Genomic DNA, 21,709 nt, shown 5'->3' with positions numbered 1-21,709 from the left:
CCCAGGGCTCAGTCGTCGCGCGCGTCGACCTCGAAGTCGGGGACGCCGTCGACGCAGCGGGCCCGGACCTCGGTCTCGCGGCCCTCGTCGCCCTGGCCCTGGAACGACACCCGCACCTCGTCGAGGCCGCGGGACTCCCGCTCCACGACGAACCCCGGATCGGCCGAGGCGACCACCGAGATGCGCTCGCCCCGGCACTGCGCGGTGACCACCCCGCCGGCACCCTGCCAGCTGCGCCGCTCGGGTCCACCGGTCGCGTCCGAGGACGGAGTCGTCGGGCTGCCCGGGGAGCGGCTCGGACCGGTCACCGAATCGGTGACGCCGGGACCGACGGTGGGGGCGATGCCGTCGCCCGCGCGGGAGATCACCGCCCACACCAGGGTCGAGCCGAGGATGACCACGACCAGCCAGGCGGCGACCGCCGAGATGACCGTGCGACTGTGGCTCATCGCGCCATTCTCCTCGTGGTTCTCCCCGTGCCGGGTCCGGCCGACCGCGTAGGTTTGCGGACATGGCCAGCATCCTCGTCATCGAGGACGACGACGCGATCCGCGAGGCAGTGCGCCGCGGGCTGAGCAAGCGCGGCCACGCGGTGTCCGTGGCGGCGACCGGGCTGGCGGGGCTGGAGCTCGTGCTCACCGAGCGGCCCCAGACCGTGCTCCTCGACCTCGGCCTCCCCGACGTGAGCGGGCTGGCCCTGATCGGCATGATCCGGGCGGCGAGCCGGGTGCCGATCATCGTCATCACCGCGCAGGACGACGACCCGACGATGGTGAAGGCGCTCGACAGCGGCGCGGACGACTACGTCGTGAAGCCGTTCGGCACCGACCAGGTGGAGGCGCGGGTCCGGGCGGTGCTGCGCCGGGCCGGCGACCAGGCCCCCGGCACCGAGCCGATCCGGGTCGGTGAGCTCGTCATCGACGAGGGCACCCGCACCGTGACCCTCGCCGGTCGACGCCTCGAGCTGGCCCGCCTCGAGTTCGACCTGCTCCTGGCCCTGGCCCAGCGCCGCGGCCAGGTGATGAGCAAGCGGGAGATCCTGGCCGAGGTCTGGCACCAGGCGTACGGCGGGGGCGACCGCTCCGTCGACGTCCACCTGTCGTGGCTGCGGCGCAAGCTGGGCGAGAGCGCCGCCGAGCCGCGCTACCTCATCAGCGTGCGCGGGGTCGGCGTCCGCCTCGTCGACCCGGACGACCGCTGATGCGTCGCCGGATCTCGTGGCTGGTCGTGGCCACCACCTCGGTGGTCGTGGTCTCATTCGTGATCCCCCTCTGCCTCCTGGTCCGGACCCTGGCCGAGGACCGCGCGATGGCTGCGGCCGACCAGGAGGCGCGCAACATGGCAATCCTGGTGTCGAGCCTGCAGGACGACTCCCAGCTGCGCAGCCTGGTCCACGACCTCGACCAGCGGGGTGCGCCCAGCACCAGCGTGCTCACCGCCGACAAGCAGGTCATCGGCGCGGACACCGGCATGCGCAGCGATCCCGAGGTGCGCCGCGCGGCCGCCGGTGAGGGCTTCGAGGTCGTGGACGACGCGGGCGGACGGGTGCTGCTCCCGGTCGTGGCGGAGTCCGGGACCGCCGTCGTGCGCAGCAGCGTCACCCCCGACGACCTGCGCCGCGGGGTGACGGCCGCCTGGGCGGGCATCGTCGGCCTGGGCGTGCTGCTGATGGCGCTGGCGCTGCTCGTCGCCGCCCGGCTCGGCAAGCGGGTGAGCGAGGCGGTGCGCCAGGTGGCCGGCGTCGCCCACCAGCTCCGCGAGGGAGACCTCCAGGCCCGAGCCGCCGTGTCCGGACCCGAGGAGACCCAGGAGCTGGCCCGGGCCCTCAACGGGCTGGCCGACCGGACGGTGGAGCTGCTCGCCGCCGAGCGGGCGACGGTCGGCGACCTCTCCCACCGGCTGCGGACGCCGGTGACCGCGCTCCGGCTGGACGCCGAGGCCGTCGACGACCCCGTGGTGGCGGCCCGCCTGGCGGACCACATCCGGGCTCTCCAGCGCTCGATCGACGCGATCGTCAAGGAGGCACGGCGGCCGGTGCGGACCGACCTGGCCTCGACCGGCGACGCGACCGCGACCGTGCGGGAGCGCGCGGGAGTACTGGTCCGCGCTCGCCGAGGACCAGGGCCGCACGATGACGGTGTCGCTCCCGGGCCACCCGCTCGTCGTCCCGGTCGCGGCCGACGACCTCGCCGACGTGGTGGACGTGCTCGTCGACAACGTCTTCGCGCACACACCCGACGGGACGGCGTTCGCGATCGGGCTCGAGGCGGTGGACGGCGTCGCCCGGCTGGTGGTCACCGACGACGGGCCCGGCATCGCGGCGCACCCCCCGGACCGGGTGGGCAGCACCGGCCTCGGTCTCGACATCGCCCGCCGGACCGCGACCGGGTGCGGGGGTGCGCTGCACGTCGACGCGGAGGCGGGCGCCGGGACCCGGGTGGAGGTCCGACTGCCACTGGCGCCGCGCTGAGGACACCGGCTCAGTCGTCCTCGGACTCGTGCTCGCCGTGGTCGCCGTGGTCCTCGTGCTCGTGCTCTTGCTCGTGCCCGTGCTCCGATCGACCGTCGTCGTCGCCGTGGTCGTGGCTCGCCGCGACAGCGTGGGAGACCGGCGCAGCCCGGGCGGGAGCGGGGGCGGGAGCCGGGACGACGACCGTGCGGACCTCCTCGGTCACGCACACCTTGCCGTCGCGCACGGCCGGGGGCTTGCAGGGCGCCCAGCGCACCAGCGGCCGCCGGTGGTGGGCGCGGTGCGCGGCGGGCGTGGCCGGGGCGGCAGCGCTCTCGCTGCTGCTCGGGCTCGTCACGCCGGAGCCCGAGGCGGCCTGGTAGGCGAGGGTCCCGCCGAAGAGACCCACGGTGAGGACGGCGACTGACACGAGTACAGGCAGGATCTTCATGGCCCGAGACTGCGTCCGGCTCGGCTATCGGCACCTCGCGAGAACCTCAAGGGTGGGTCAAGAGTCCTGATGAGGTCGACTTAACAACGACATGAGGCACCCTTGCCACGCACTCCGGCACCGTCGGGCCATGGCTTCCTCACCCGCTGTCCGCGACCGCTTCCGACTCGCCGTCGCCGCCGTCTCCGGACTCACCGCTGTCACCGCACTCTCCGCCACGGGCTGGGTCGCCGGCACCGCGGCCCACTCGACCGAGGCCCAGCAGGCTGCCCCGGCCCGGCCGGACGCCCCCGCGGCCCACGCCGACCGGGCGCGGCACCCACGCAAGGTCGTCATCCGGCCGCGACCCCACCGCACCCACGTGACCGTGCACTACGTGCAGGGCACGCCGTCGGCTCCGGTGGGTGGCGGTGGCACCGTCTCCCAGCCGGTCGCGCACGCACCGGCACCCGCCACCCACCACGCTGCGGCGCCCCCGCCCCCGCCGGCGCCGGCACCCAGCTCGGGCTCCTGAGCCGATGCCCACCACGACGTCCACCGCGCTCGGGACCTACGTCTTCCTGGCGACGCGCCGGACCGCGGACCTAGCGGTCGCGCGCCGGCTCGCCGACGCCGTGCTCGCAGACGTGGACCGCACCTGCAGCCGCTTCCGCGCCGACTCCGACCTGGCGCTGGCCAACGCCGGCGCGGGGCGCTGGGTCGAGGTCGACCCGCTGCTGGTGGCCGCCGTCACCGCGGCGTGCCGCGCCGCGGAGCAGACCGACGGCCTGGTCCACCCGCTGCTCGGCCGCACGCTCACCCAGCTCGGCTACGACCGGGACTTCGCCGAACTGCGAGTCCTGCGCGACGAGGCCGTCGCGCCCTGGCCGCTCGCAGGCCCGGGCCGGGACACCTGGCGCGAGATCGGTCTGGACGAGGCCGGCGCGATCCGGGTGCCGGCCGGCACCGCCCTCGACCTCGGCTCGACCGGCAAGGCCTGGGCGGCCGACGTCCTCGCCACCGCCTTCGGCCAGGAGCTGACCGGGGCGGCCCTGGTCAGCCTCGGCGGCGACCTCGCGATCGCGGCTCCCGACGGTGACCCCTGGCCGGTCGCGATCTCCGCCCACCCCGGCGGCCCGGCCGAGACCACCGTCGCGCTCGACCGCGGCGGCCTCGCGACCTCCAGCACCCGGGTGCGGCGCTGGGCCCGGCGCGGCGTACGGCTGCACCACCTGGTCGACCCCCGCACCGGGCAGCCCGCACCGGAGGTGTGGCAGACGGTGACGGCGACCGGCGCGACCTGCGCGGCCGCCAACACCGCCACCACGGCCGCGGTGGTGCTCGGGGCACAGGCACCGGCCTGGCTCGCCGCGCGCGGCGTGACCGCCCGCCTGGTCGGGGCTGACGGACAGGTGCTGACGACGGAGGGCTGGCCGCACGACGGCCACGAGCAGAGGAGGGGCGCATGATGGACGGACCGTTCCTGTGGTACCTGAACCGCGGCACGGGGTTCGTGATCCTGGGGCTCTTCACGATGACGACGGCCCTCGGGGTCCTCGCCACCGGCGGCCGCGCCGGACGCGGGCTGCCACGCTTCGTCACCCAGTCGCTGCACCGCAACCTGGCTCTCCTGTCGGTCGTGATGCTGGCGGTCCACGTCACCACCGCCGTCGTCGACAGCTACGTCGACATCCGCTGGTGGCAGACGCTCGTGCCGTGGGCCGGGTCGACGTACGAGCCGGTCTGGCTCGGTCTCGGTGCCCTCGCGCTCGACCTCTTCCTGGTGGTCGCGGTGACCAGCGCTGTCCGGGCGCGGATGCGACACCGGTCGTGGCGAGCGATCCACCTGCTGGCCTACGCCGGCTGGGTCGCCGCGGTCGTGCACGGGCTCGGGATCGGCACCGACGTCCGGGCAGACGCCGTCTGGGCGGACCTGACCCTGGCGGGCTGCGTCGCGGTCGTCGGCGCCGCCGTCGCGCTGCGTCTCGCCCGCCTCGCCGTCGACCGGCCGGATCGCGACCGGGCTCTCCCCGTCGGCGGCCCGTCATGAGCGCCTCCCCCGTCGCCGCGTCCGACCACCCCCTCGTCCGCTCCGGGCCCGCCCTCCTCGAGGGGCTCGACGGCGGACGCGGCCTCACCGCCCACCGTCGCCAGTACGGCGAGCTGCCGCGCCTGGGTCTCGACGACCTGCTCGCCACCCTCGCCCGGGTGCGGCTGCGGGGCCGCGGCGGAGCGGCGTTCCCCTTCGAGACCAAGCTGCGCACCGCCGCGGCCGGCCGACGACCGGTCGTCGTCGTGAACCTGAGCGAGGGCGAGCCGGCCAGCGCCAAGGACTGTGGGCTGGCGACCACCCGTCCGCACCTCGTGCTGGACGGCGCGGTCGTGACGGCCCGCGCCCTGGGCGCCCGGGAGCTGCACGTCGTCGTCCCGCGGGACCGGCCCGGGGTCGGCGCGGCGATGCGGGTCGCCGTCGGTGAGCGTGACGACCGGATGCGGACCGTGGTCCACACGGCCGACAGCCGGTTCGTCGCCGGGCAGGCCCGGGCGGTGCTCGAGCTGATGGCCGGGCGGCCCAACCTGCCGGTCACCGCCTGGTCACCCGAGGCGGTCGCCGGTCACCGCGGTCGCCCGACCCTCCTGTCGAACGCCGAGACCTGGGCCCAGGTCGGCCGGCTGGTGCTCAGCGGGGTGCGCTCCTATGCGGCCCTCGGCACGGCGGAGGAGCCCGGGACCACCCTCCTGACGCTGTCGGGCCCGGAGCCGACGGTCGTGGAGGTGGAGCTGGGCACCCCGTGGCGCGACGTGCTGCCGGCGACCTGGGCCGACCGGCCGGTCCTGGTCGGTGGGTTCCACGGCTCCTGGGTGCGGTGGGAGGACCTCACGGCCGGCCGGGTGTCGGTCGACGCGATGCGGGCTGCGGGCACGCCCCTCGGCGCGGGCGCGCTCGTCTGCCCGGCCGACTGCCCGGTCACGTTCACCGCCCGCGTCGTCGACTACCTCGCCGGCCAGAGCGCGCGCCGGTGCGGCCCCTGCCTCAACGGCCTGCCCGCGTTGGCGACCGCCCTCCGCGCGGTCTCCGACGGCACCGGCCCCACCGACCGGGTCGAGTCGCTCGCGGCGCTGGTCGTGGGCCGGGGCGCGTGCGCCCACCCCGACGGCACGGTGCGCCTGGTCCGCTCGCTGCTGGCGACCTTCCCGGCCGAGATCGCCGCCCATGGGGCGAGCCGGTGCGCGTCATGACCGCCCGGCTGCGCGTGGACTGGCCGAGCTGTCGGGCCCGGGGCCTGTGCCACGAGGTGCTGCCCGAGCTCGTCGACCTCGACGAGTGGGGCTACCCGGTCGTCGGCGGCGAGGTCACCCCCGACCTGCTCGACGACGCCCGGGCCGCCGTACGGATGTGCCCGCGCCTGGCGCTGCGGCTCGAGCCCTGACGCCCCCGCGTCAGGTCGTCAGGCCCGCGATCTGTCCGGCCACGTAGTCGCCGAAGGCCTGGTGACCGGCGGGGGTCAGGTGCAGGTGGTCGTCGAGGTAGGGCAGGTGCAGGCCGGAGGTGCGCACGTAGGGGACGTCGTACGTCCTCGCGAGCGAGGCGAGCAGCGCGTCGACGTGGGCCACGGCGGCCGCCCGGGACGGCGCCGAGGCCGGCCCGACGACCACGACGCGCTCGCCCTTCAGGGTCCGCATCAGGCGCGCGAAGCCGGACCGGATGTCGGCGTCGGGCTGGTTGAAGTCGTTGAGCCCACCCTCGACGACGACCAGGTCGGCGCCGCCGCGCAGCGCGGCGGGCGCCCGGTCGGCGAAGGACACCGACTCGCAGTCACTCGCGTGCTCGCTGAAGCCGGAGCCGGAGAAGCCCGCGACGTGCACCGTGCCGGAGAGCCGCGACGGCCACGATCCGGCGGACCTCTCGAGGCCGAGCCCGGCCGACCACGAGTCACCGATCACCACCACGCGCTCGCCGCTGCCGGTCACCTCGCCCGCGCGGGTCGCGGAGTCGGCGGTGAACCGGTCGCACCGGTCGACACCGGCGCTCGACCGGTCCGCGACGTGCAGCACCAGCACCGACACGACGACGAACAGCGCGCCGACGACGACCGTGCGACGGCGTACCGACCTCAGCGGGCCCGGGCCCGCGACCCCCCGATGGACCACCCGGCAATTCTGCGGCGTTCCCCGGCCCTTTCGCAGGGGAAGTTGCGAAGCCGTGCGGATCTCGCAAGAAATACTGGCAGTCTGGCCCCGTGAGCGAGCAGATCCTGGTCCCCGGCCCCGACGACCGCACCGTCGAGGTGCTCGTGGGGGGTGACCCCGACGGCTTCGGGCTCCTCCACCACGGAGGGTCGCCCTCGGCCGTGGCCGCGTGGTCGCTGATCGACGACGCCGCCCGGGCGGCCGGGCTGCGGCTGGTGACCTACTCGCGGCCCGGGTACGGCGCCTCGACGCCGCGCCCGGAGGCCGGGCGGTACGTCGACGACGTCGCCGAGTCCGTGGCCGTGCTCGACCATCTCGGGATCGGCGAGTTCGTCACCATCGGCTGGTCCGGGGGCGGGCCCCGCGCGCTGGCGTGCGCGGCGCTGCTGCCCGACCGGTGCCGCGCCGCGGCCTCCCTGGCCGGGGTCGCGCCGTACCACGGCGAGGACCTGGACTGGTTCGACGCCATGGCCGAGGAGAACCACGACGAGTACCACGCCGCCGAGCAGGGCCGGGCGGTCTACGAGGCCTACCTGGAGGAGAACTTCCTGCCGATCCTCCAGGCGTCGCCGCAGGAGCTCGCGGAGGCGATGGGGGGCCTGGTGACGCCGGTCGACAAGGCCGCGCTGGACGAGGACTTCTCCGACTGGATGAGCCGCACCTTCACCCACGCCGGCGCCCAAGGCGTGACCGGCGTGCGCGACGACGGGATCGCCGCGGTCTCGCCGTGGGGCTTCGACCTCGCCGGCATCCGGGTGCCGGTCGCGATCTGGCAGGGCCGGCAGGACGCGATGGTGCCGTACGCGCACGGCGAGTGGCTGGCGGCGCACGTGCCCGGCGCCGAGGCGCACCTCTTCGACGACGAGGGCCACCTGTCGCTGGTCAGCGGACACATCGACGAGATCCTCGCCGACGTGAAGAGGCTGGCCGGGCTCAGCTGACGGCGTACGCCGCGAGCTCGCCGGCGAGGTCCTCGTTGGCGCGCCCGACGACGATCGTGCCCTCGCCGGTGTGGTCCATCGAGTCGATCTCGCCCTGCTGGTGGAGCCGGTTGATCAGGTCGCCGCGCTCGTAGGGCACCAGCGCCTTGAACTCGACGCCGGGCTTGGGCAGGTCGCCCTCGACCGCCTTGAGCGCCTCCGCGATGCCTTCCCCGGTCTTGGCGGAGACGACGACCGAGTGCGGCTCGCGCTGGCGCAGCCGGGCGAGCACCATCGGGTCGGCGACGTCGGCCTTGTTGATCACGACGAGCTCGGGCACCTGGGAGGCGCCGATCTCGGCGAAGACCTCGCGCACCGCGGCCAGCTGGCCCTCGGGGTCGGGGTGGGAGCCGTCGACGACGTGCACGATCAGGTCGGAGTCGGCGACCTCCTCCAGCGTCGAGCGGAAGGCCTCGACCAGCTGGTGGGGCAGGTGCCGGACGAAGCCGACCGTGTCGCTCATCGTGTAGACGCGGCCGTCGGAGGTCGTCGTACGACGCGTCGTCGGGTCGAGCGTCGCGAACAGCGAGTCCTCGACGAGCACACCGGCGTCGGTGAGCCGGTTGAGCAGCGAGGACTTGCCGGCGTTGGTGTAGCCCGCGATCGACACGCTCGGGATGTGGTGGCGCTGGCGCTCCTGGCGCTTGGTGTCGCGGGTGCCCTTCATCTCGCGCAGGTCACGCCGGAGCTTGGCGATCTTGGTGTTGATCCGGCGCCGGTCGGTCTCGATCTTGGTCTCACCGGGACCGCGGCCACCGATGCCGGCACCGCCGGCGACCCGGCCACCGGCCTGGCGGGAGAGGTTGCCACCCCAGCCGCGCAGGCGCTGCTTCATGTAGTTGAGCTGGGCCAGCTCGGTCTGGGCCTGGGCCTCACCGGAGCGGGCGTGCTGGGCGAAGATGTCGAGGATCAGCGCGGTCCGGTCGACGACCTTGACCTTGAGCCGGTCCTCGAGGTTCCTCAGCTGGCTGGGCGCGAGCTCGCCGTCGCAGATCACCGTGTCGGCGCCGGTCGCCTGCACGATCTCGGCGATGCCCTCGACCTTGCCGCGTCCGACGTACGTCGCGGGGTCGGGGGTCTGGCGGCGCTGGTAGATCGCCTCGAGCACCTCGGAGCCCGCGGTCTCGGCGAGCAGCGCCAGCTCGGCCATGGAGTTCTCGGCGTCCTCGGTCGTGCCCTCGGTCCAGACGCCGACGAGCACGACGCGCTCGAGCCGGAGCTGGCGGTACTCGACCTCGGTGATGTCCTCGAGCTCGGTGCGCAGCCCGGCGACGCGACGCAGCTGGTGTCGCTCGGCGAGCTCCATCGCGCCCACGGTCGGCTCGTCGCCGTCCTCGGGGTCGGGCTCGTCGTGCCAGCCGTCGTCCGGCTCCTGGGAGTCGTCCCAGTCGTCGGTCTCGTCGAGCTCGGCGTCGAGGTTGAAGTCAGGTGCGTTCGTCATATGAGGTGAAGCGTACGTTTCGATCATCTGTATCTTCCAACGCTTAACCTTCCCCTCGTGATTCCCTCCCCCCAGATCCCGGAGGTGCCCGCGCCGTGCCGCCTGCTCGGCATCACCGGCGCGCCGGGGGTCGGGAAGACCACGCTGGCCGCGTCGCTCGCCCAGGAGCTGGCGAGCGCGGTGCTGCCGATGGACGGCTTCCACTACGCCGACGTCGAGCTCGTCCGGCGAGGTCTCCTCGACCGCAAGGGCGCACCGGAGACCTTCGACGCGGAGGGGTACGCCGCGCTGCTGCGCCGGGTGCGGGCCGGCGAGGAGGACGTCGTGGCGCCGATGTTCGAGCGCCACCTCGAGCAGCCGCTGGCCGGCGCCATCCCGGTGCCGGCGACCGGCACGGTGGTCACCGAGGGCAACTACCTGCTGCTCGACGAGCCGCGCTGGCGCGCCGTCCGCGCCGAGATCGACGTCGTGTGGCACGTCGTCATCGACGACTCGGTCCGGCTGGACCGGCTGGTCGCCCGGCACGTCGAGTTCGGCAAGTCGCCGGAGGAGGCGTGGGCCTGGGTGGCGCGGGTCGACGAAGCCAACGCCGCGCGCATCGAGGCCGCGCGGGACCGCGCCGATCTGGTCGTCGACCTCACCGGCTGGCGTCCCTAGCCGAGGTCTCCGGTCGGCGATCGTCACCAGGACCGTGGGTCGTCCGCCTGAGAGGCAGGTATACGCAGCCGAGAGGCGGACGACCCACGCAGCGGCGACTACTTGGGGGGCATCCGGATGCCGCCGTCGACGCGGATGACCTCGGCGTTCATGTAGCTGTTGGTGATGCACTCGACGACCATGCTGGCGAGCTCGTCGGGGGTGCCGAGACGCTTCGGGAACAGCACGCTCTCGCCGAGCTTGGCCTTGAAGGCCTCGGAGTCGGGGCCCTCGCCGTAGATCGGGGTGTCGATCAGGCCGGGGGCGACCGTGTTGAGGCGGATGCCGGACGCGGAGAGGTCGCGGGCGACCGGGAGGGTCATGCCGACGACGCCGCCCTTGGAGGAGGAGTACGACGCCTGGCCGATCTGGCCATCGAACGCGGCGACGCTGGCGAGGTTGACGATGGCGCCGCGCTGGCCGTCGGCGTCGGGCTCGTTGCGGCTCATGACCGACGCGGCCTGGCGGACCACGTCGAAGGTGCCGATCAGGTTGATGTTGATCACCCGCTTGAAGGCGTCGAGGTCGTGGGCCGACTCGATCTGGCCGTCGCGGCCGATGGTGCGCTGGGCCCAGCCGATGCCGGCCGAGTTGACCACCGCGCGCAGGGGGGCGATCTCGGCGGCGGCGTTGACGGCCGCGGTGATCTGCTCGGTGTTCGTGACGTCGACCAGGGCGAAGACGCCGCCGATCTCCTGGGCGAGCGCCTCGCCCTTGTCGACCTGCAGGTCGGCGACCACGACGATCGCGCCCCGCGCGGCGAGCTGGCGGGCGGCGGCGGCGCCGATGCCCGACGCTGCGCCCGTGACGATGGCACTGGCTCCGTTGATGTCCATGGCCGGGAGCATAGAACGGGTTACAGGTCGGTGGTCCCCCGGGCCACGATGACCGCGGGGCCGGTGAGGAGCACCCGGTCGTCGGCGGTCCACGTGACCGTGAGCGTGCCGCCGGGGACGTCGACCCGGTAGGTCGAGCCCGGGCCGACACCGTCGGCCACGGCCGCGGCGACCATGGCGGCGCAGGCGCCCGTGCCGCACGAGCGGGTCTCCCCCGAGCCGCGCTCGTGCACGCGCAGGGCGACGTGCCGCTCGCCACGGCGTACGACGAACTCGACGTTGACGCCGTCGGGGTACGTCGCCGCGTCGTGGCCGGGCGGCTCGAGGAGCGGGCCCACGGGGCCGTCGGGGTCGAGCGAGTCGACGAACGCCACGGCGTGCGGGTTGCCCATGTCGACGTGGGTCGCCACCCAGCTCGCGTCGCCCACCACGACCGAGCTCTCGCCGAGCACCTGCGGTCGGCCCATGTCGGCGGTGATGAGGCCACCGTCGAGGGTGAGCACCTTGATGCCGTCGCGGGTGTCGATCTCGATCGGCCGGGCCGGGTCGACCAGGCCCTCCTGGACCAGGTGCAGCGCGAAGACCCGGACGCCGTTGCCGCACATCTCCGAGACCGATCCGTCGGCGTTGCGGTAGTCCATGAACCAGGTGTCGCCGTGCTTCACGACCCGGAGGACGCCGTCGCCGCCGATGCCGGCGTGCCGGTCGCAGAGTGCGCGGACCCGGTCGGCGTCGAGATCGCCGTGGACCGAGCCGTCGTGGTCGGGCAGCAGCACGAAGTCGTTCTCGGTGCCGTGACCCTTGAGGAAGGCGTAGGGCTCAGGCATAGAGGCCCTTGCTGTAGTTCTCGGGCTCGTAGTACTCGTCCAGCTGCTCGAGGGTCATCTCGTTCGGCTCGACCGACTTGGCGATCAGCGCGCGGCGCGGGACGCGGGCCTCGGGATCCCAGGTCTCCGGCTTCCAGAGCCCGGAGCGCAGGAACGCCTTGCCGCAGTGGAAGAAGAGCTCGTCGATCTCGACCACGGCCGCGAGGACCGGCCGGTGCCCCTTGACGACCATGTCGTCGAAGAACGGCGCGTCGCTGACCAGCCGCGCCCGGCCGTTGATGCGCAACGTGTCGGCGCGGCCGGGGATGAAGAAGTTCAGCCCGACGTGCGGGTTCTGGAGGATGTTCTTGTAGCCGTCGGCCCGCTTGTTGCCGGGCCGCTCGGCCAGCGCGATCGTGCGGTCGTCGATGACGTGCACCAGCCGGCCGGCCGGGTCGCCCTTCGGCGAGGCGTCACACTCCCCGGTCGCCGACGACGTCGCCAGCACGCAGAACGGCGTGGCAGCGAGCCAGGCGCGGTCGACGTCGAGCAGGGCCGGCCGGGCCTTGTCGCGGGCCCGGTCGTTCGGCTCGCCGAGCAGGCCGACGAGGTCGTCGACGGTCGTGATCTGGGTCCAGCCGGCGGCGACTGAAGCGGTGGTCGGCACCCCTGTACGATACGCGGTCGGTCATCTCATTTCCGAGGCCGGACCACGGTCGCCGAGCCCCCGCCGCGGCGCTCCGGCTCGGCGGCCACGGTGAGCCGCCTGCCGGGGCCGAACTCGATGCCGGTGGCGGCGCCGATCTCGTGGGTCCCGGTGAAGATGTCGTCGTACTCCTCGATCTCGTGACCGAGGCCCCGGAGGGCGTCGCCGTAGCGCTCGAGGAAGGCCGGCTCCGCGAGGTCCGCGGGCTCGTTGCGCTGGGTGACCCGGGGCGCCGCGATCGCCTGGGGCAGGCTCATGCCGAGGTCGAGCCGGTTGACCAGGATCTGCAGCACGGTGGTGATGATCGTCGAGCCACCGGGCGAGCCGACCGCGAGGTAGGGCTTGCCGGCGCGGAGCACGATCGTCGGCGACATCGAGGAGCGCGGCCGCTTGAGCGGCTCGATCCGGTTGGGGTCGGCCTGGTCGTAGACCGGGCTGAAGTCGGTGAGCTCGTTGTTGAGCAGGAAGCCACGACCGGGCACGACGATGCCCGAGCCGCCGGTCTGCTCGATGGTCAGCGTGTACTCGACGACGTTGCCCCACTTGTCGGCCACGGTCAGGTTGGTGGTCTGGGTGTTCTCCGTGTCGGGCGCGCTGGTGGCGACGCCGCGGCCGCTGCCGCACTCCCCGTCGTACGACGTGACGTCGCCGGCCTCGACCGGGGTCTCGAACGCCTGGGCGGGGTCGATCTCGCAGGCGCGCTCGGCGGCGTAGTCGTCGGAGAGCAGGTCGGCGAGCGGCACGTCGACCTGCCGCGGGTCGCCGACGTACTCACCGCGGTCGGCGAACGCGAGCGCACTGGCCTCGAGGTAGAGGTGGTAGGCCTCGGCCCTCGGCATCGACGCGAGGTCGTAGCCCTCGAGGATGTTGAGCGCCTCGCCGACGGTCGAGCCGCCGCTGGACGAGGGCGCCATGCCGTAGACCTCGAGGCCGCGGTAGCCGATCTTCGTCGGCGCCTGGTCGAGGGCGCGGTAGCGGGCCAGGTCCTTGGCCCTCAGGTAGCCCCGGGGCACCGGCAGGGTGGTGCTCTTCGTCGTGGGGGGCTTGCGGACGGCACGGACGATCGCGTCGCCGAGCCGGCCTCGGTAGAACGGGCGGGTGCCGCGGTCGGCGAGCAGGTCGTAGGTGTCGGCCAGGTCGGGGTTGCGGAAGACGCTGCCGACCCGCGGCGCGTGACCGCCCTTCAGGTAGAGCGCCTTCGTCGGCACGAACGCCTTGAAGCGCCGGGTGTTCTGCACGACCTGGTCGTGGAACGTCTGGTCGACGCGGAAGCCGTGGCGGGCCAGCACCTCGGCCGGCTCGAGGGACCTCGCCAGGGAGCGGGTGCCCCAGCGGTCGAGCGCCCGCTGCCAGGTCGCGAGCGTGCCGGGCACCCCGACCGAGACCCCGCTGGTGACCCGCGCCGGGCTGAAGCCGTAGGGCCTGTCGGTCTTGGGGTTGATGAACGCGTCGTGCGGCATGGCCGCCGGGGCGGTCTCGCGGCCGTCGATGGTCTGCACCGTCCCGGTCTTCGCGGAGTAGTGGACGAAGTAGCCGCCGCCGCCGATGCCGGCGCTGAAGGGCTCCGTCACGCCGAGCGCAGCGGCCGTCGCCACGGCGGCGTCGGTCGCGTTGCCACCCTGCCGGAGCACCCGGAGGCCGACCCGCGAGGCATACGGGTCGACCGAGGTCACGGCGCCGCCGTACCCGACCTCGGTCGCCGCCTTGGGTGGACCCTGCGGTGCCGAGGCCGCCTGGGCGGGTGAGCCCACGGCGAGAGCTGCGGTGGTCAGGGACAGCACGACGAAAGACCCGAGAAGACGCATACGCATCCCCGTGCCCGATGCGACCGCCGCCGAAACAGGTCAGGCGCGCGGACCCACGACGTCGTAGCGGGCGCAGACGAAGGAGCCGTTCTGCGCGAGCTCGGTGAGCTCGAGGTCGTAGGGACGCGGGAAGAGCGGCCGGCCCGCGCCCAGGGTGACCGGCGCGATCGAGACCAGCAGCTCGTCGAGCAGGCCCGCGTCGGCGAACTGCGCCGCGAGGTCGCCGCCGCCGACCATCCAGAGGTCACGGCCACCGGCCGCGGCCACCATCTCGGCGTGCACCTCGGCGACGGGCGCCGAGGTGAAGGTGATGCCCTCGCCGTACGGCTCGAACTCGCGGTGCGTGAAGACCCAGCAGGGGATGTCGTACATCCAGGCCTCGCCGGTCTTCCTCAGGTGGTCGCCGATCCAGGCGTACGTCGTGGCGCCCATCGCCATCGCGCCGATGCCCTGGATGAACGACGCGTAGCTCATCGGTCCGTCCTCGCGGACGTCCTGGACGAAGAGCCACTCCAGGGAGTCGTGCTCGTCGGCGATGTAGCCGTCGAGGGTGGTCGCGGTGAAGAACGTCGTCCGGGTCATGGGACCACCGTGGACCGCACCACCGACAACGCCTTCTCGACGAGGTCCGGGTCGTCGAAGCGGATCCAGGTGATCCGCGGGTCCTTGCGGAACCACCCGTCCTGGCGGCGCGCGAAGCGGCGGGTCGCGAAGACCGTCCGGTCGCGGGCCTCGGCGAGGGTCAGCTCGCCGGCCAGGTGGGCCGCGACCTGGTGGTAGCCGATCGCGCGCGACGCCGTGCGCCCCTCCGCCAGCCCCTCGTCGAGCAGCCGCGCGACCTCGTCGACCAGCCCGCCCTCGAACATCTGGTCCACGCGCTGCTCGATCCGCGCGTCCAGGGTCGGCCGGTCGATGTCGACGCCGATCTGGACGGTGCGCGGGTCGGCGTACTCGAGGGTGGGGAGGTCGGGCGTGTAGGCGTCGCCGGTGATCTCGATGACCTCGAGCGCGCGGACGATGCGCCGGCCGTTCTCGACCGGGATCCGGTCGGCGGTCGCGGGGTCGAGCTCGCGCAGGCGCCGGTGCAGGACGGCGGAGCCGACGTCGGCGAGCGTCGTCTCGAGCCTGCTGCGGATCGCCTCGTCGGTGCCGGGGAACTCGAACCGGTCGATGATCGCCCGCGTGTAGAGCGCCGAGCCGCCCACCAGCACGGGTGTCCGGCCGGCCTCGCGGAGCCCGGCGATCGCCGCCCGCGCCCAGCCCTGGAACTGGGCGACCGTGGCGGGGTCGCGCACCGACTGCGTGTCGAGCAGGTGGTGGGTGATGCCGCGACGCTCGGCGGGCGGGAGCTTGGCCGTACCGATGTCCATGCCGCGGTAGACCTGCATCGCGTCGGTGTTGACGACCTCGCCGCCGAGGCGCTCGGCGAGGTCGAGGGACAGACCGGTCTTGCCGGATGCGGTCGCCCCGACGACGGCCACGATCGGGACGTCGTTCGGGCCGGCGGGCATGTGGCTAGTGTGGCAAGCATGAGCGAGCAGGACAGCCCCCAGCCCCCCGGCGGACCCCAGCGCACGGACGCCCCCGCCGGGCCGGACACCCCCGGCGACGCCGCCCTCGACCCGGGGCCGAAGCCGCCCGCCGAGGGATCGGACATCCCGCCGGCGCACGGCGACGAGCGCGACCAGGACGAGGCCGACCGTGACCTCCAGGAGGAGAACGCCGAGACGTCCCTCGACGAGCCCTCCGACGGCTCGGGAGGTGAGTGAGATGAGCGAGTTCGACCTGCACGAGGACCCCCTGCCCGAGGAGGAGGAGTCGCCGGTGTCCGACGAGACCGGCACGGTCTACGGCGGCGAGGGCGAGGCCGAGCTGACCCCGCACGACGTCGAGGACCCCGAGGAGCCCGAGTGACGCAGAGCCCGTCCGCGGGCCGCTTCGTGGTCGTGCCGGCGTCGTACGTGTTCCTGCTGCGAGACGGGGTCGGGGGGCTGGAGGTGCTGCTCCACCTGCGCCAGAACACCGGCTACATGGACGACCACTGGGCCGCCGGCGCGGCCGGTCACGTCGAGCGCGGCGAGACGGCGTACGACGCCGCGCGCCGCGAGGCGCTCGAGGAGATCGGCGTGAGCGACCTCGACCTCACCTTCGTCACGGCGATGCAGCGCACGCAGCACGCCGAACCCGTCGACGAGCGGATCGACTTCTTCTTCACCGCCCGGTCCTGGTCGGGTGAGCCCCGGATCGTGGAGCCGGACAAGGCGGTCGAGCTGGGCTGGTTCCCGCTCGACGCGCTGCCCGAGCCGGTCGTGCCCCACGAGCTCACGGTGTTGGACGCACTGCGAACGGGTACGACCACTGCGTACTCGACGTTCGGCTTCTAGAGGGAGAACCGCATGCCATCCGACGAACTCGGCCCGATGCCCGAGCCGGAGATCGAGCCCGGCGAGCCCAACCCGGGCGGCGTCGACGCGCTCGACGACTTCAGCGGTCCGATCGCGATTCCCGACCTCACTCCCGACGAGAACCCGGCCATCGTCGAGAAGGCGCCCGAGACGGTGATGCGCGAGGTCGAGGACAGCGAGGACACGTCGACCAAGGCCACCCGCGACGAGGACGACGCGGAGCACCACGAGGACGAGTCGCCGGCATGAGCCCCGACGGCGAGATGGGGGTCAGCAGCGAGCGGGTCGGCCCGACCGGCCCCGGCCAGCGCGCGACCGAAGGTGTGCGCGACGTCGCGCCCCACGAGCGCGACCCGTCCGCGGAGGTCCCACCGGAGCAGACTCCGGGCGAGCCCGAGGACAACCCCGAGGGCCTGCCGCCGAAGGCGGGCTACTCCGACAAGGACCCCCGCAGCGACGACGAGGTCTGAGCGCACCACCGGCGGGCGCAGCCGCCAGGTCACCAGAGGGCTGAGGCCCAGTCCCGGTCCCCGAGCTCGTCAGCTGCCCGGTTGAAGGCCCGCAGGGCATCGAGCATCCCGGCCGTGTCGGCGGCCGTCATCCGGGCGAGGACCTTCTCGACCTCGGCGCGTCGCCGCCGGGTGACCTCCCCGACCAAGGCCGTGCCGGCCTGCGTGAGGCTGACGAGGACGACGCGGCCGTCCACGGGCGAGCGGGTGCGGGTGAGCAGCTCGAGCCGCTGGAGCCGGTCGCAGTAGCGGGTGGCGTTGGAAGGATTCACGCCCAGCCCCTCGGCGATCTCACCGATGGTGAGGGCGCCCCGGCCGGCGAGCAGGACGAGGACCCGGTGCTGGGCGACCGTCACCTCGACCGGCGCATCGCCGATCGTGCGCACCGCCAGGCCGATCAGGGCGCGGCTCGCGGTGACGAAGGCATCGGCCAGCTCGTGGTCTGCCACGTCGGGACTCCTGTTCTCGTCTCCCACCGCCGGACAACCTACCTGTCGTTGCGCACGGACCAGGTCCGCGCGGATCGGTCAGCCGAGGCGACCCACGGCGAACGCGAGCGCGAACCCGACGGTGGCCACCAGGCCGGCGTAGAGGTGGGTCTGCTCGAACGCCTCCGGGATCATCGTGTCGGCCACCATGGCGAGGATCGCGCCGGCAGCGACCGCGGTGATCACGGCGATCAGCGCCGGCGCCGCGCCGGTCAGCAGGAGCACGCCGAGCGCACCGGCGACGCCGCTCGTCACCGCGATGCCGCCCCACACCCCGAAGACGTAGGCCGATCCCCGACCGGCCCGCTTCATGCCGGCCGCACTGGAGAGCCCCTCGGGCAGGTTCGAGATGAAGACCGCCACCAGCACCGAGATGCCGATGCCCTGACCGGTCAGGAGGGTGAGCCCGAGCACCGTGGACTCCGGTACGCCGTCGAGGAGGGCGCCGATCGCGATCGCGGTCCCGCTGCCCGACTGCTCCTGCTCGGACGGCTGCTGGTCCTGGGAGCGCTTGCGATGTCGGGCCCCGCGAGCAGCGAGCGCCACGTTCGCGGCGACGTACGTCGCGGCGCCGCCGAGGAAGCCGATCAGGGTCGGGGTCAGGCCACCGGTCGACTCGGCCTCGGCCACCAGGTCGAACGCCAGCGCCGAGATCAGGACGCCGGCACCGAAGGCCATCACCGTGGCGACGACCGAGCGGGGCACCCGCACGAACCAGGCGAGCAACGCACCGAGCACGAGGGCGCCGCCGGCCACGAGCCCCCACATTCCTGCCTGGAGCCAGACGGGCATGGTCTCTCCTCTGCCGTGGATGCCGATGCCGATGCTTGCCCTGAAGCATATATGCGTGACCCCATGCAGTTGTCCGGTCTACGGGCAGCTGGCGGCGGCGACGTCGATCGACAGCAGCTCCCTGCCCGCGGCGGTCACGTCGATGTGCGTCGACCTCCCGGCGGGCACGGGCACGTAGTCGTTGACGGACGACGCGGGTCGGACGGTGAACGACGCCGACGAGGCGCCGTAGGACGACGCGACCGCGTAGGTGACCTCGTCGTCGCTGGTGGACCGGTTGTCGAGCACGATCTGGGCCACGGAGTCGGCGCCGTGGCACGACACGCCACCGAGCGACGCCTGGGGCTTGACGGTCGCGACGTAGCACGACGCGAGGGCCGCGACGGTCGTGGAGAGCCGCAGCTCCTCGCGGCCCATCTCCGGGACCCGGACCCGCACCGAGACGGTGGTGCGCTGCGGGACGGACACGGTGACGGACTTCCTCCGGTGCGCCGGGACCCACACGTAGACGGTGGGATCGGCGAACCGGTCGCCGTCGCGGACGACCTTGAACTGGGCGCGGCGTGCGGAGCGCGTGTTGTCGAGGACGACGGTGCGCCTGGTGATGCCCGTGCCGGCGGTCTTCGTGCACGTGCGATGGCCCGACAGGCTCGCCCGGGCGTCGTAGCCGGTGGCCGCGGTCGTGGCTCCGGCGGTGGTCAGCATGGTGGCGACGACGCCCAGCACGGCGGTCGCGGTCGAGATCTTGCGCATGAGGATGGTCCGTTCCCGAGATTGACATTGACGGCGACAGCCTCGGCGGCGGGCCGGCGCCGATCAAGGCGCTTCTCGGGACCTGTGGACAATGGTCCGCGGGCAGGCTCCGTCAGCGGCAGGCGGGGGCGTCCGGGAGCGGGGCCGGGACACCGAGGGTCGGCATGCCGAGGGTGACGCCGGCGGGCGTGGACGGCGTCCCCCGGTGGACACCGGCGCGGGCCTCCCAGGCGTCGCCGGAGCGGGTCCGGCGTACGGCGATCACGTCGCCGTCGGCGACCAGGTGGTGCGGCGCGGCGTAGGTGATCTCGACGGTGACCATGTCGCCGGGACGGACGTCGATGCCCTCGGGCGGGGTGAAGTGCACGAGGCGGTTGTCGGGGCCGCGGCCGGAGAGCCGGTGGGTCGCCTTGTCCTTGCGGCCCTCGCCCTCGGAGACCATCAGCTCGACGCGGCGCCCGACGAGACGCTTGCCCTCGTCCCACGCGACGTCGTTGACCAGCGCGGCCAGCCGCTCGTAGCGGTCCTTGACCACCTCGGGCGGGACCTGGTCGTCGAGGGTGGCGGCGGGGGTGCCGGGACGCTTGGAGTACTGGAACGTGAAGGCGCCGGCGAAGCGTGCCCGGCGCACCACGTCGAGCGTCGCCTGGAAGTCCTCCTCGGTCTCGCCCGGGAAGCCGACGATGATGTCGGTGGTGATCGCGGCGTCGGGCATCGCGGCGCGGACCCGCTCGATGATGCCGAGGTACTTCGCCTGCCGGTAGGACCGGCGCATGTCCTTGAGCACCTTGTCGGAGCCGGACTGCAGCGGCATGTGCAGCTGGGGCATCACGTTGGGGGTCTCGGCCATCGCCTCGATGACGTCGTCGGTGAACTCGGCGGGGTGCGGCGAGGTGAAGCGCACCCGCTCCAGGCCCGCGATGTCGCCGCACGCGCGCAGCAGCTTGGAGAACGCCTGCCGGTCGCCGAACTCCACGCCGTACGCGTTGACGTTCTGGCCCAGCAGGGTGATCTCGGAGACGCCCTCGGCGACCAGCGCCTCGACCTCGGCGAGGATCTCGCCGGGCCGGCGGTCCTTCTCCTTGCCGCGCAGCGCCGGGACGATGCAGAACGTGCAGGTGTTGTTGCAGCCGACCGAGATCGACACCCAGGCGGCGTACGCCGAGTCGCGCTTGGTCGGCAGCGTCGACGGGAAGACCTCGAGGGACTCGAGGATCTCGACCTGCGCCTCCTCCATCACCCGCGCGCGCTCGAGGAGCGCCGGCAGCGAGCCGATGTTGTGGGTGCCGAAGACGACGTCGACGTACGGCGCCTTGGCGGTAATCGTCGAGCGGTCCTTCTGGGCCAGGCAGCCGCCGACGGCGATCTGCATGCCCGGGTTCGCGGCCTTCACCGGCGCCAGGTGCGAGAGGTTGCCGTAGAGCTTGTTGTCGGCGTTCTCGCGCACCGCGCAGGTGTTGAAGACGACGACGTCCGCCTGCTTGTCCGAGGGTGCGGCGACGTAGCCCGCGTCCTCCAGCAGCCCGGTGAGCCGCTCGGAGTCGTGGACGTTCATCTGGCACCCGTAGGTGCGGACCTCATACGTGCGTGCGCTGCTCATGACGAGTCAAGGGTAAGAGTGTGGGGGTTCATCCGAGAACTCGGAGGAACCACGCCCGTCAGAGACCACCTCCGAGCCGTCGCACGGGAGCAGGGTCAGGCAGACCACCGCTACGGACGTTCGGGCCGTCTGACGCGCTCGTGCTCGTCAGAACGCCTCGGTGAGCATTCCCGTCTTCTAACCTGTCGCGGAGCGCTCTCGAGAGGATGGGTCATGAAGGAAGCAGGACGCCGATGCCAACGGTGCGACTTCGCTTGGTACGCGACGCCACCTGGCACGAGTCCCGGCAAGCCCCGCTGGTTCGATGAGGCAGGCTCCTTCTGGACCGACGGACAGGCCCGGATGGCGCGCCGGACCGCCAACTACGACCGGCACCTGAAGGTCAAAGACCAGTGGGACCAGTGTCCCAACTGCGGCTCTCGGAGTATCAAGACCGACAAGAGCCGAGGCTTTCGGCCCACTGGCACCCTCGCTCCCCCATCGACGCCGCAAGCGCCTCAGGTCGCCGTTCCGCCAGCGGCCCCGCCCACTCAGCACCTTCCTCCGGCACCTGACCCGACTGCGCCGACCGGACCGTCGGTCTGGCAGCGGCTCGGAGAGTTCCACGGCAAACACTGGCGCATCATCTGGACCGTCGTCTTCGTGCTCGCGCCGTTCGGTTCGCTCGGAGACGACGGCGTCCACACCGGCAACGCGGCACTGACCGCGCTCGCAGTCGTCGGAATCTTCATCGGCTGCTGGGCAGTGGCGGCAGGCTTCCTGCTCCTGGCCGTACGTCACCAGCGCGAGTCGCCCCAACGCCGAGCCTGACTCTCGCCTGTC

At 73.2% G+C, this 21,709-nt stretch carries 29 protein-coding genes and 1 pseudogene; 16 read left to right on the top strand and 14 right to left on the bottom strand.

All coding sequences use genetic code 11. The features are described from left to right. Nucleotides 1–8: 8 nt before the first annotated feature. A complete protein-coding gene (locus PD653B2_RS06700; protein WP_085871566.1) occupies nt 9–449 on the bottom strand; it encodes a hypothetical protein in 441 nt (146 codons plus the stop codon). A gap of 62 nt (nt 450–511) precedes the next feature. Here PD653B2_RS06700 and PD653B2_RS06695 point away from each other — a divergent pair, with 62 nt between their 5' ends. From PD653B2_RS06695 to PD653B2_RS06685, 3 genes and pseudogenes are all read left to right on the top strand, one after another. After that, nucleotides 512–1,201 (top strand): response regulator transcription factor, encoded by a 690-nt coding sequence (locus tag PD653B2_RS06695; RefSeq protein WP_085871565.1) that lies wholly within the window; start codon nt 512–514, stop codon nt 1,199–1,201. Next, nucleotides 1,201–1,788: pseudogene (locus PD653B2_RS26010) on the top strand (hypothetical protein); the annotation flags it as partial. The gene PD653B2_RS06695 and the pseudogene PD653B2_RS26010, both read left to right, overlap by 1 nt. Before the next feature lie 343 nt (nt 1,789–2,131). Further along, the gene (locus PD653B2_RS06685) at nt 2,132–2,470 is read left to right on the top strand and encodes a sensor histidine kinase (protein WP_085871564.1); all 339 of its coding nucleotides are present in this window, start codon (nt 2,132–2,134) and stop codon (nt 2,468–2,470) included. Nucleotides 2,471–2,480: 10 nt separating this feature from the next. Here PD653B2_RS06685 and PD653B2_RS06680 read toward each other — a convergent pair whose 3' ends face one another. Then, entirely contained in the window at nt 2,481–2,900 is a 420-nt protein-coding gene (locus PD653B2_RS06680) for a hypothetical protein (protein WP_085871563.1), read from the bottom strand. A gap of 130 nt (nt 2,901–3,030) precedes the next feature. Here PD653B2_RS06680 and PD653B2_RS06675 point away from each other — a divergent pair, with 130 nt between their 5' ends. Genes PD653B2_RS06675 through PD653B2_RS06655 form a run of 5 tightly spaced genes read left to right on the top strand, consistent with a single transcriptional unit; the run spans nt 3,031 to nt 6,310 of the window. Then, nucleotides 3,031–3,414 carry a hypothetical protein gene (locus PD653B2_RS06675; RefSeq protein ID WP_085871562.1) on the top strand — a complete coding sequence of 128 codons (384 nt, stop codon included), beginning with the start codon at nt 3,031–3,033 and terminating at the stop codon, nt 3,412–3,414. Nucleotides 3,415–3,418: 4 nt separating this feature from the next. Next, entirely contained in the window at nt 3,419–4,348 is a 930-nt protein-coding gene (locus tag PD653B2_RS06670) for an FAD:protein FMN transferase (protein WP_085871561.1), read from the top strand. Next, nucleotides 4,345–4,929 (top strand): ferric reductase-like transmembrane domain-containing protein, encoded by a 585-nt coding sequence (locus tag PD653B2_RS06665; protein WP_085871560.1) that lies wholly within the window; start codon nt 4,345–4,347, stop codon nt 4,927–4,929. The genes PD653B2_RS06670 and PD653B2_RS06665 overlap by 4 nt, the downstream gene beginning before the upstream one ends. Next, the gene (locus tag PD653B2_RS06660; RefSeq protein ID WP_085871559.1) at nt 4,926–6,119 is read left to right on the top strand and encodes an NADH-ubiquinone oxidoreductase-F iron-sulfur binding region domain-containing protein; all 1,194 of its coding nucleotides are present in this window, start codon (nt 4,926–4,928) and stop codon (nt 6,117–6,119) included. The genes PD653B2_RS06665 and PD653B2_RS06660 overlap by 4 nt, the downstream gene beginning before the upstream one ends. Next, a complete protein-coding gene (locus PD653B2_RS06655) occupies nt 6,116–6,310 on the top strand; it encodes a ferredoxin (protein ID WP_085871589.1) in 195 nt (64 codons plus the stop codon). Before PD653B2_RS06660 ends, PD653B2_RS06655 begins: the two co-directional genes overlap by 4 nt. A 10-nt stretch (nt 6,311–6,320) precedes the next feature. On the opposite strand, the gene PD653B2_RS06650 is transcribed toward PD653B2_RS06655, so the two are convergent. Then, nucleotides 6,321–7,031 carry an SGNH/GDSL hydrolase family protein gene (locus PD653B2_RS06650; protein ID WP_165763361.1) on the bottom strand — a complete coding sequence of 237 codons (711 nt, stop codon included), beginning with the start codon at nt 7,029–7,031 and terminating at the stop codon, nt 6,321–6,323. An 89-nt stretch (nt 7,032–7,120) separates the two neighbouring features. On the opposite strand from PD653B2_RS06650, the gene PD653B2_RS06645 reads away from it, so the two are divergent. Then, nucleotides 7,121–8,011 carry an alpha/beta hydrolase gene (locus PD653B2_RS06645; protein ID WP_085871557.1) on the top strand — a complete coding sequence of 297 codons (891 nt, stop codon included), beginning with the start codon at nt 7,121–7,123 and terminating at the stop codon, nt 8,009–8,011. Here the strand turns inward: PD653B2_RS06645 and hflX are convergent. After that, nucleotides 8,004–9,491 carry a GTPase HflX gene (gene hflX / locus PD653B2_RS06640; RefSeq protein ID WP_085871556.1) on the bottom strand — a complete coding sequence of 496 codons (1,488 nt, stop codon included), beginning with the start codon at nt 9,489–9,491 and terminating at the stop codon, nt 8,004–8,006. The genes PD653B2_RS06645 and hflX overlap by 8 nt on opposite strands. 57 nt (nt 9,492–9,548) lie before the next feature. Between hflX and PD653B2_RS06635 the strand changes: the two genes are divergently transcribed. Continuing rightward, nucleotides 9,549–10,148, top strand: coding sequence for a nucleoside/nucleotide kinase family protein (locus PD653B2_RS06635; RefSeq protein ID WP_242665164.1), 600 nt, complete (start codon nt 9,549–9,551; stop codon nt 10,146–10,148). Nucleotides 10,149–10,246: 98 nt separating this feature from the next. Here PD653B2_RS06635 and PD653B2_RS06630 read toward each other — a convergent pair whose 3' ends face one another. From PD653B2_RS06630 to miaA, 6 genes are all read right to left on the bottom strand, one after another. Then, nucleotides 10,247–11,023 carry an SDR family NAD(P)-dependent oxidoreductase gene (locus PD653B2_RS06630; protein WP_085871555.1) on the bottom strand — a complete coding sequence of 259 codons (777 nt, stop codon included), beginning with the start codon at nt 11,021–11,023 and terminating at the stop codon, nt 10,247–10,249. Nucleotides 11,024–11,043: 20 nt separating this feature from the next. Next, nucleotides 11,044–11,850, bottom strand: a complete 807-nt coding sequence (gene dapF, locus PD653B2_RS06625) for a diaminopimelate epimerase (protein ID WP_085871554.1) — start codon at nt 11,848–11,850, stop codon at nt 11,044–11,046. Continuing rightward, nucleotides 11,843–12,496 carry an MSMEG_1061 family FMN-dependent PPOX-type flavoprotein gene (locus tag PD653B2_RS06620; RefSeq protein ID WP_085871553.1) on the bottom strand — a complete coding sequence of 218 codons (654 nt, stop codon included), beginning with the start codon at nt 12,494–12,496 and terminating at the stop codon, nt 11,843–11,845. Before PD653B2_RS06620 ends, dapF begins: the two co-directional genes overlap by 8 nt. Before the next feature lie 26 nt (nt 12,497–12,522). Further along, on the bottom strand, nt 12,523–14,316 hold the full coding sequence (gene ggt / locus PD653B2_RS06615) for a gamma-glutamyltransferase (protein ID WP_242665163.1): 1,794 nt from the start codon (nt 14,314–14,316) through the stop codon (nt 12,523–12,525). Between the two features lie 63 nt (nt 14,317–14,379). After that, nucleotides 14,380–14,922 carry a dihydrofolate reductase family protein gene (locus tag PD653B2_RS06610; protein ID WP_085871551.1) on the bottom strand — a complete coding sequence of 181 codons (543 nt, stop codon included), beginning with the start codon at nt 14,920–14,922 and terminating at the stop codon, nt 14,380–14,382. Continuing rightward, nucleotides 14,919–15,851 (bottom strand): tRNA (adenosine(37)-N6)-dimethylallyltransferase MiaA, encoded by a 933-nt coding sequence (miaA, locus tag PD653B2_RS06605; RefSeq protein ID WP_085871550.1) that lies wholly within the window; start codon nt 15,849–15,851, stop codon nt 14,919–14,921. Before miaA ends, PD653B2_RS06610 begins: the two co-directional genes overlap by 4 nt. Before the next feature lie 18 nt (nt 15,852–15,869). Here miaA and PD653B2_RS06600 point away from each other — a divergent pair, with 18 nt between their 5' ends. From PD653B2_RS06600 to PD653B2_RS06585, 5 genes are read left to right on the top strand one after another with little or no spacing between them, the layout of a single operon-like run. Then, entirely contained in the window at nt 15,870–16,109 is a 240-nt protein-coding gene (locus PD653B2_RS06600) for a hypothetical protein (RefSeq protein ID WP_085871549.1), read from the top strand. Between the two features lies 1 nt (nt 16,110). Continuing rightward, nucleotides 16,111–16,254, top strand: a complete 144-nt coding sequence (locus PD653B2_RS24810) for a hypothetical protein (RefSeq protein ID WP_165763360.1) — start codon at nt 16,111–16,113, stop codon at nt 16,252–16,254. Next, nucleotides 16,251–16,724 carry an NUDIX hydrolase gene (locus PD653B2_RS06595; RefSeq protein WP_085871548.1) on the top strand — a complete coding sequence of 158 codons (474 nt, stop codon included), beginning with the start codon at nt 16,251–16,253 and terminating at the stop codon, nt 16,722–16,724. The genes PD653B2_RS24810 and PD653B2_RS06595 overlap by 4 nt, the downstream gene beginning before the upstream one ends. 12 nt (nt 16,725–16,736) lie before the next feature. After that, nucleotides 16,737–16,994 carry a hypothetical protein gene (locus PD653B2_RS06590; RefSeq protein WP_085871547.1) on the top strand — a complete coding sequence of 86 codons (258 nt, stop codon included), beginning with the start codon at nt 16,737–16,739 and terminating at the stop codon, nt 16,992–16,994. Next, nucleotides 16,991–17,215, top strand: coding sequence for a hypothetical protein (locus PD653B2_RS06585; protein ID WP_085871546.1), 225 nt, complete (start codon nt 16,991–16,993; stop codon nt 17,213–17,215). Before PD653B2_RS06590 ends, PD653B2_RS06585 begins: the two co-directional genes overlap by 4 nt. A gap of 29 nt (nt 17,216–17,244) precedes the next feature. Here the strand turns inward: PD653B2_RS06585 and PD653B2_RS06580 are convergent, their stop codons facing one another. The 4 genes from PD653B2_RS06580 to miaB all read right to left on the bottom strand — a co-directional run bounded on the left by PD653B2_RS06580 (nt 17,245) and on the right by miaB (nt 20,887). Then, a complete protein-coding gene (locus tag PD653B2_RS06580; RefSeq protein WP_165763359.1) occupies nt 17,245–17,703 on the bottom strand; it encodes a MarR family winged helix-turn-helix transcriptional regulator in 459 nt (152 codons plus the stop codon). A gap of 78 nt (nt 17,704–17,781) precedes the next feature. Then, nucleotides 17,782–18,534: a ZIP family metal transporter gene (locus PD653B2_RS06575; protein WP_085871544.1), complete on the bottom strand. Its 753-nt coding sequence runs from the start codon at nt 18,532–18,534 to the stop codon at nt 17,782–17,784. A gap of 78 nt (nt 18,535–18,612) precedes the next feature. Further along, nucleotides 18,613–19,287 (bottom strand): hypothetical protein, encoded by a 675-nt coding sequence (locus PD653B2_RS06570; protein WP_085871543.1) that lies wholly within the window; start codon nt 19,285–19,287, stop codon nt 18,613–18,615. A gap of 112 nt (nt 19,288–19,399) precedes the next feature. After that, on the bottom strand, nt 19,400–20,887 hold the full coding sequence (miaB, locus tag PD653B2_RS06565) for a tRNA (N6-isopentenyl adenosine(37)-C2)-methylthiotransferase MiaB (protein WP_085871542.1): 1,488 nt from the start codon (nt 20,885–20,887) through the stop codon (nt 19,400–19,402). 213 nt (nt 20,888–21,100) lie between these two features. On the opposite strand from miaB, the gene PD653B2_RS24585 reads away from it, so the two are divergent. Beyond that, on the top strand, nt 21,101–21,697 hold the full coding sequence (locus PD653B2_RS24585) for a hypothetical protein (RefSeq protein ID WP_133058883.1): 597 nt from the start codon (nt 21,101–21,103) through the stop codon (nt 21,695–21,697). Nucleotides 21,698–21,709 lie beyond the last annotated feature (12 nt).

The sequence above is a fragment of the Nocardioides sp. PD653-B2 genome, from assembly GCF_002117935.1.
Lineage (GTDB): Bacteria > Actinomycetota > Actinomycetes > Propionibacteriales > Nocardioidaceae > Nocardioides.
This window is presented reverse-complemented; position numbering and strand designations above follow the sequence as displayed.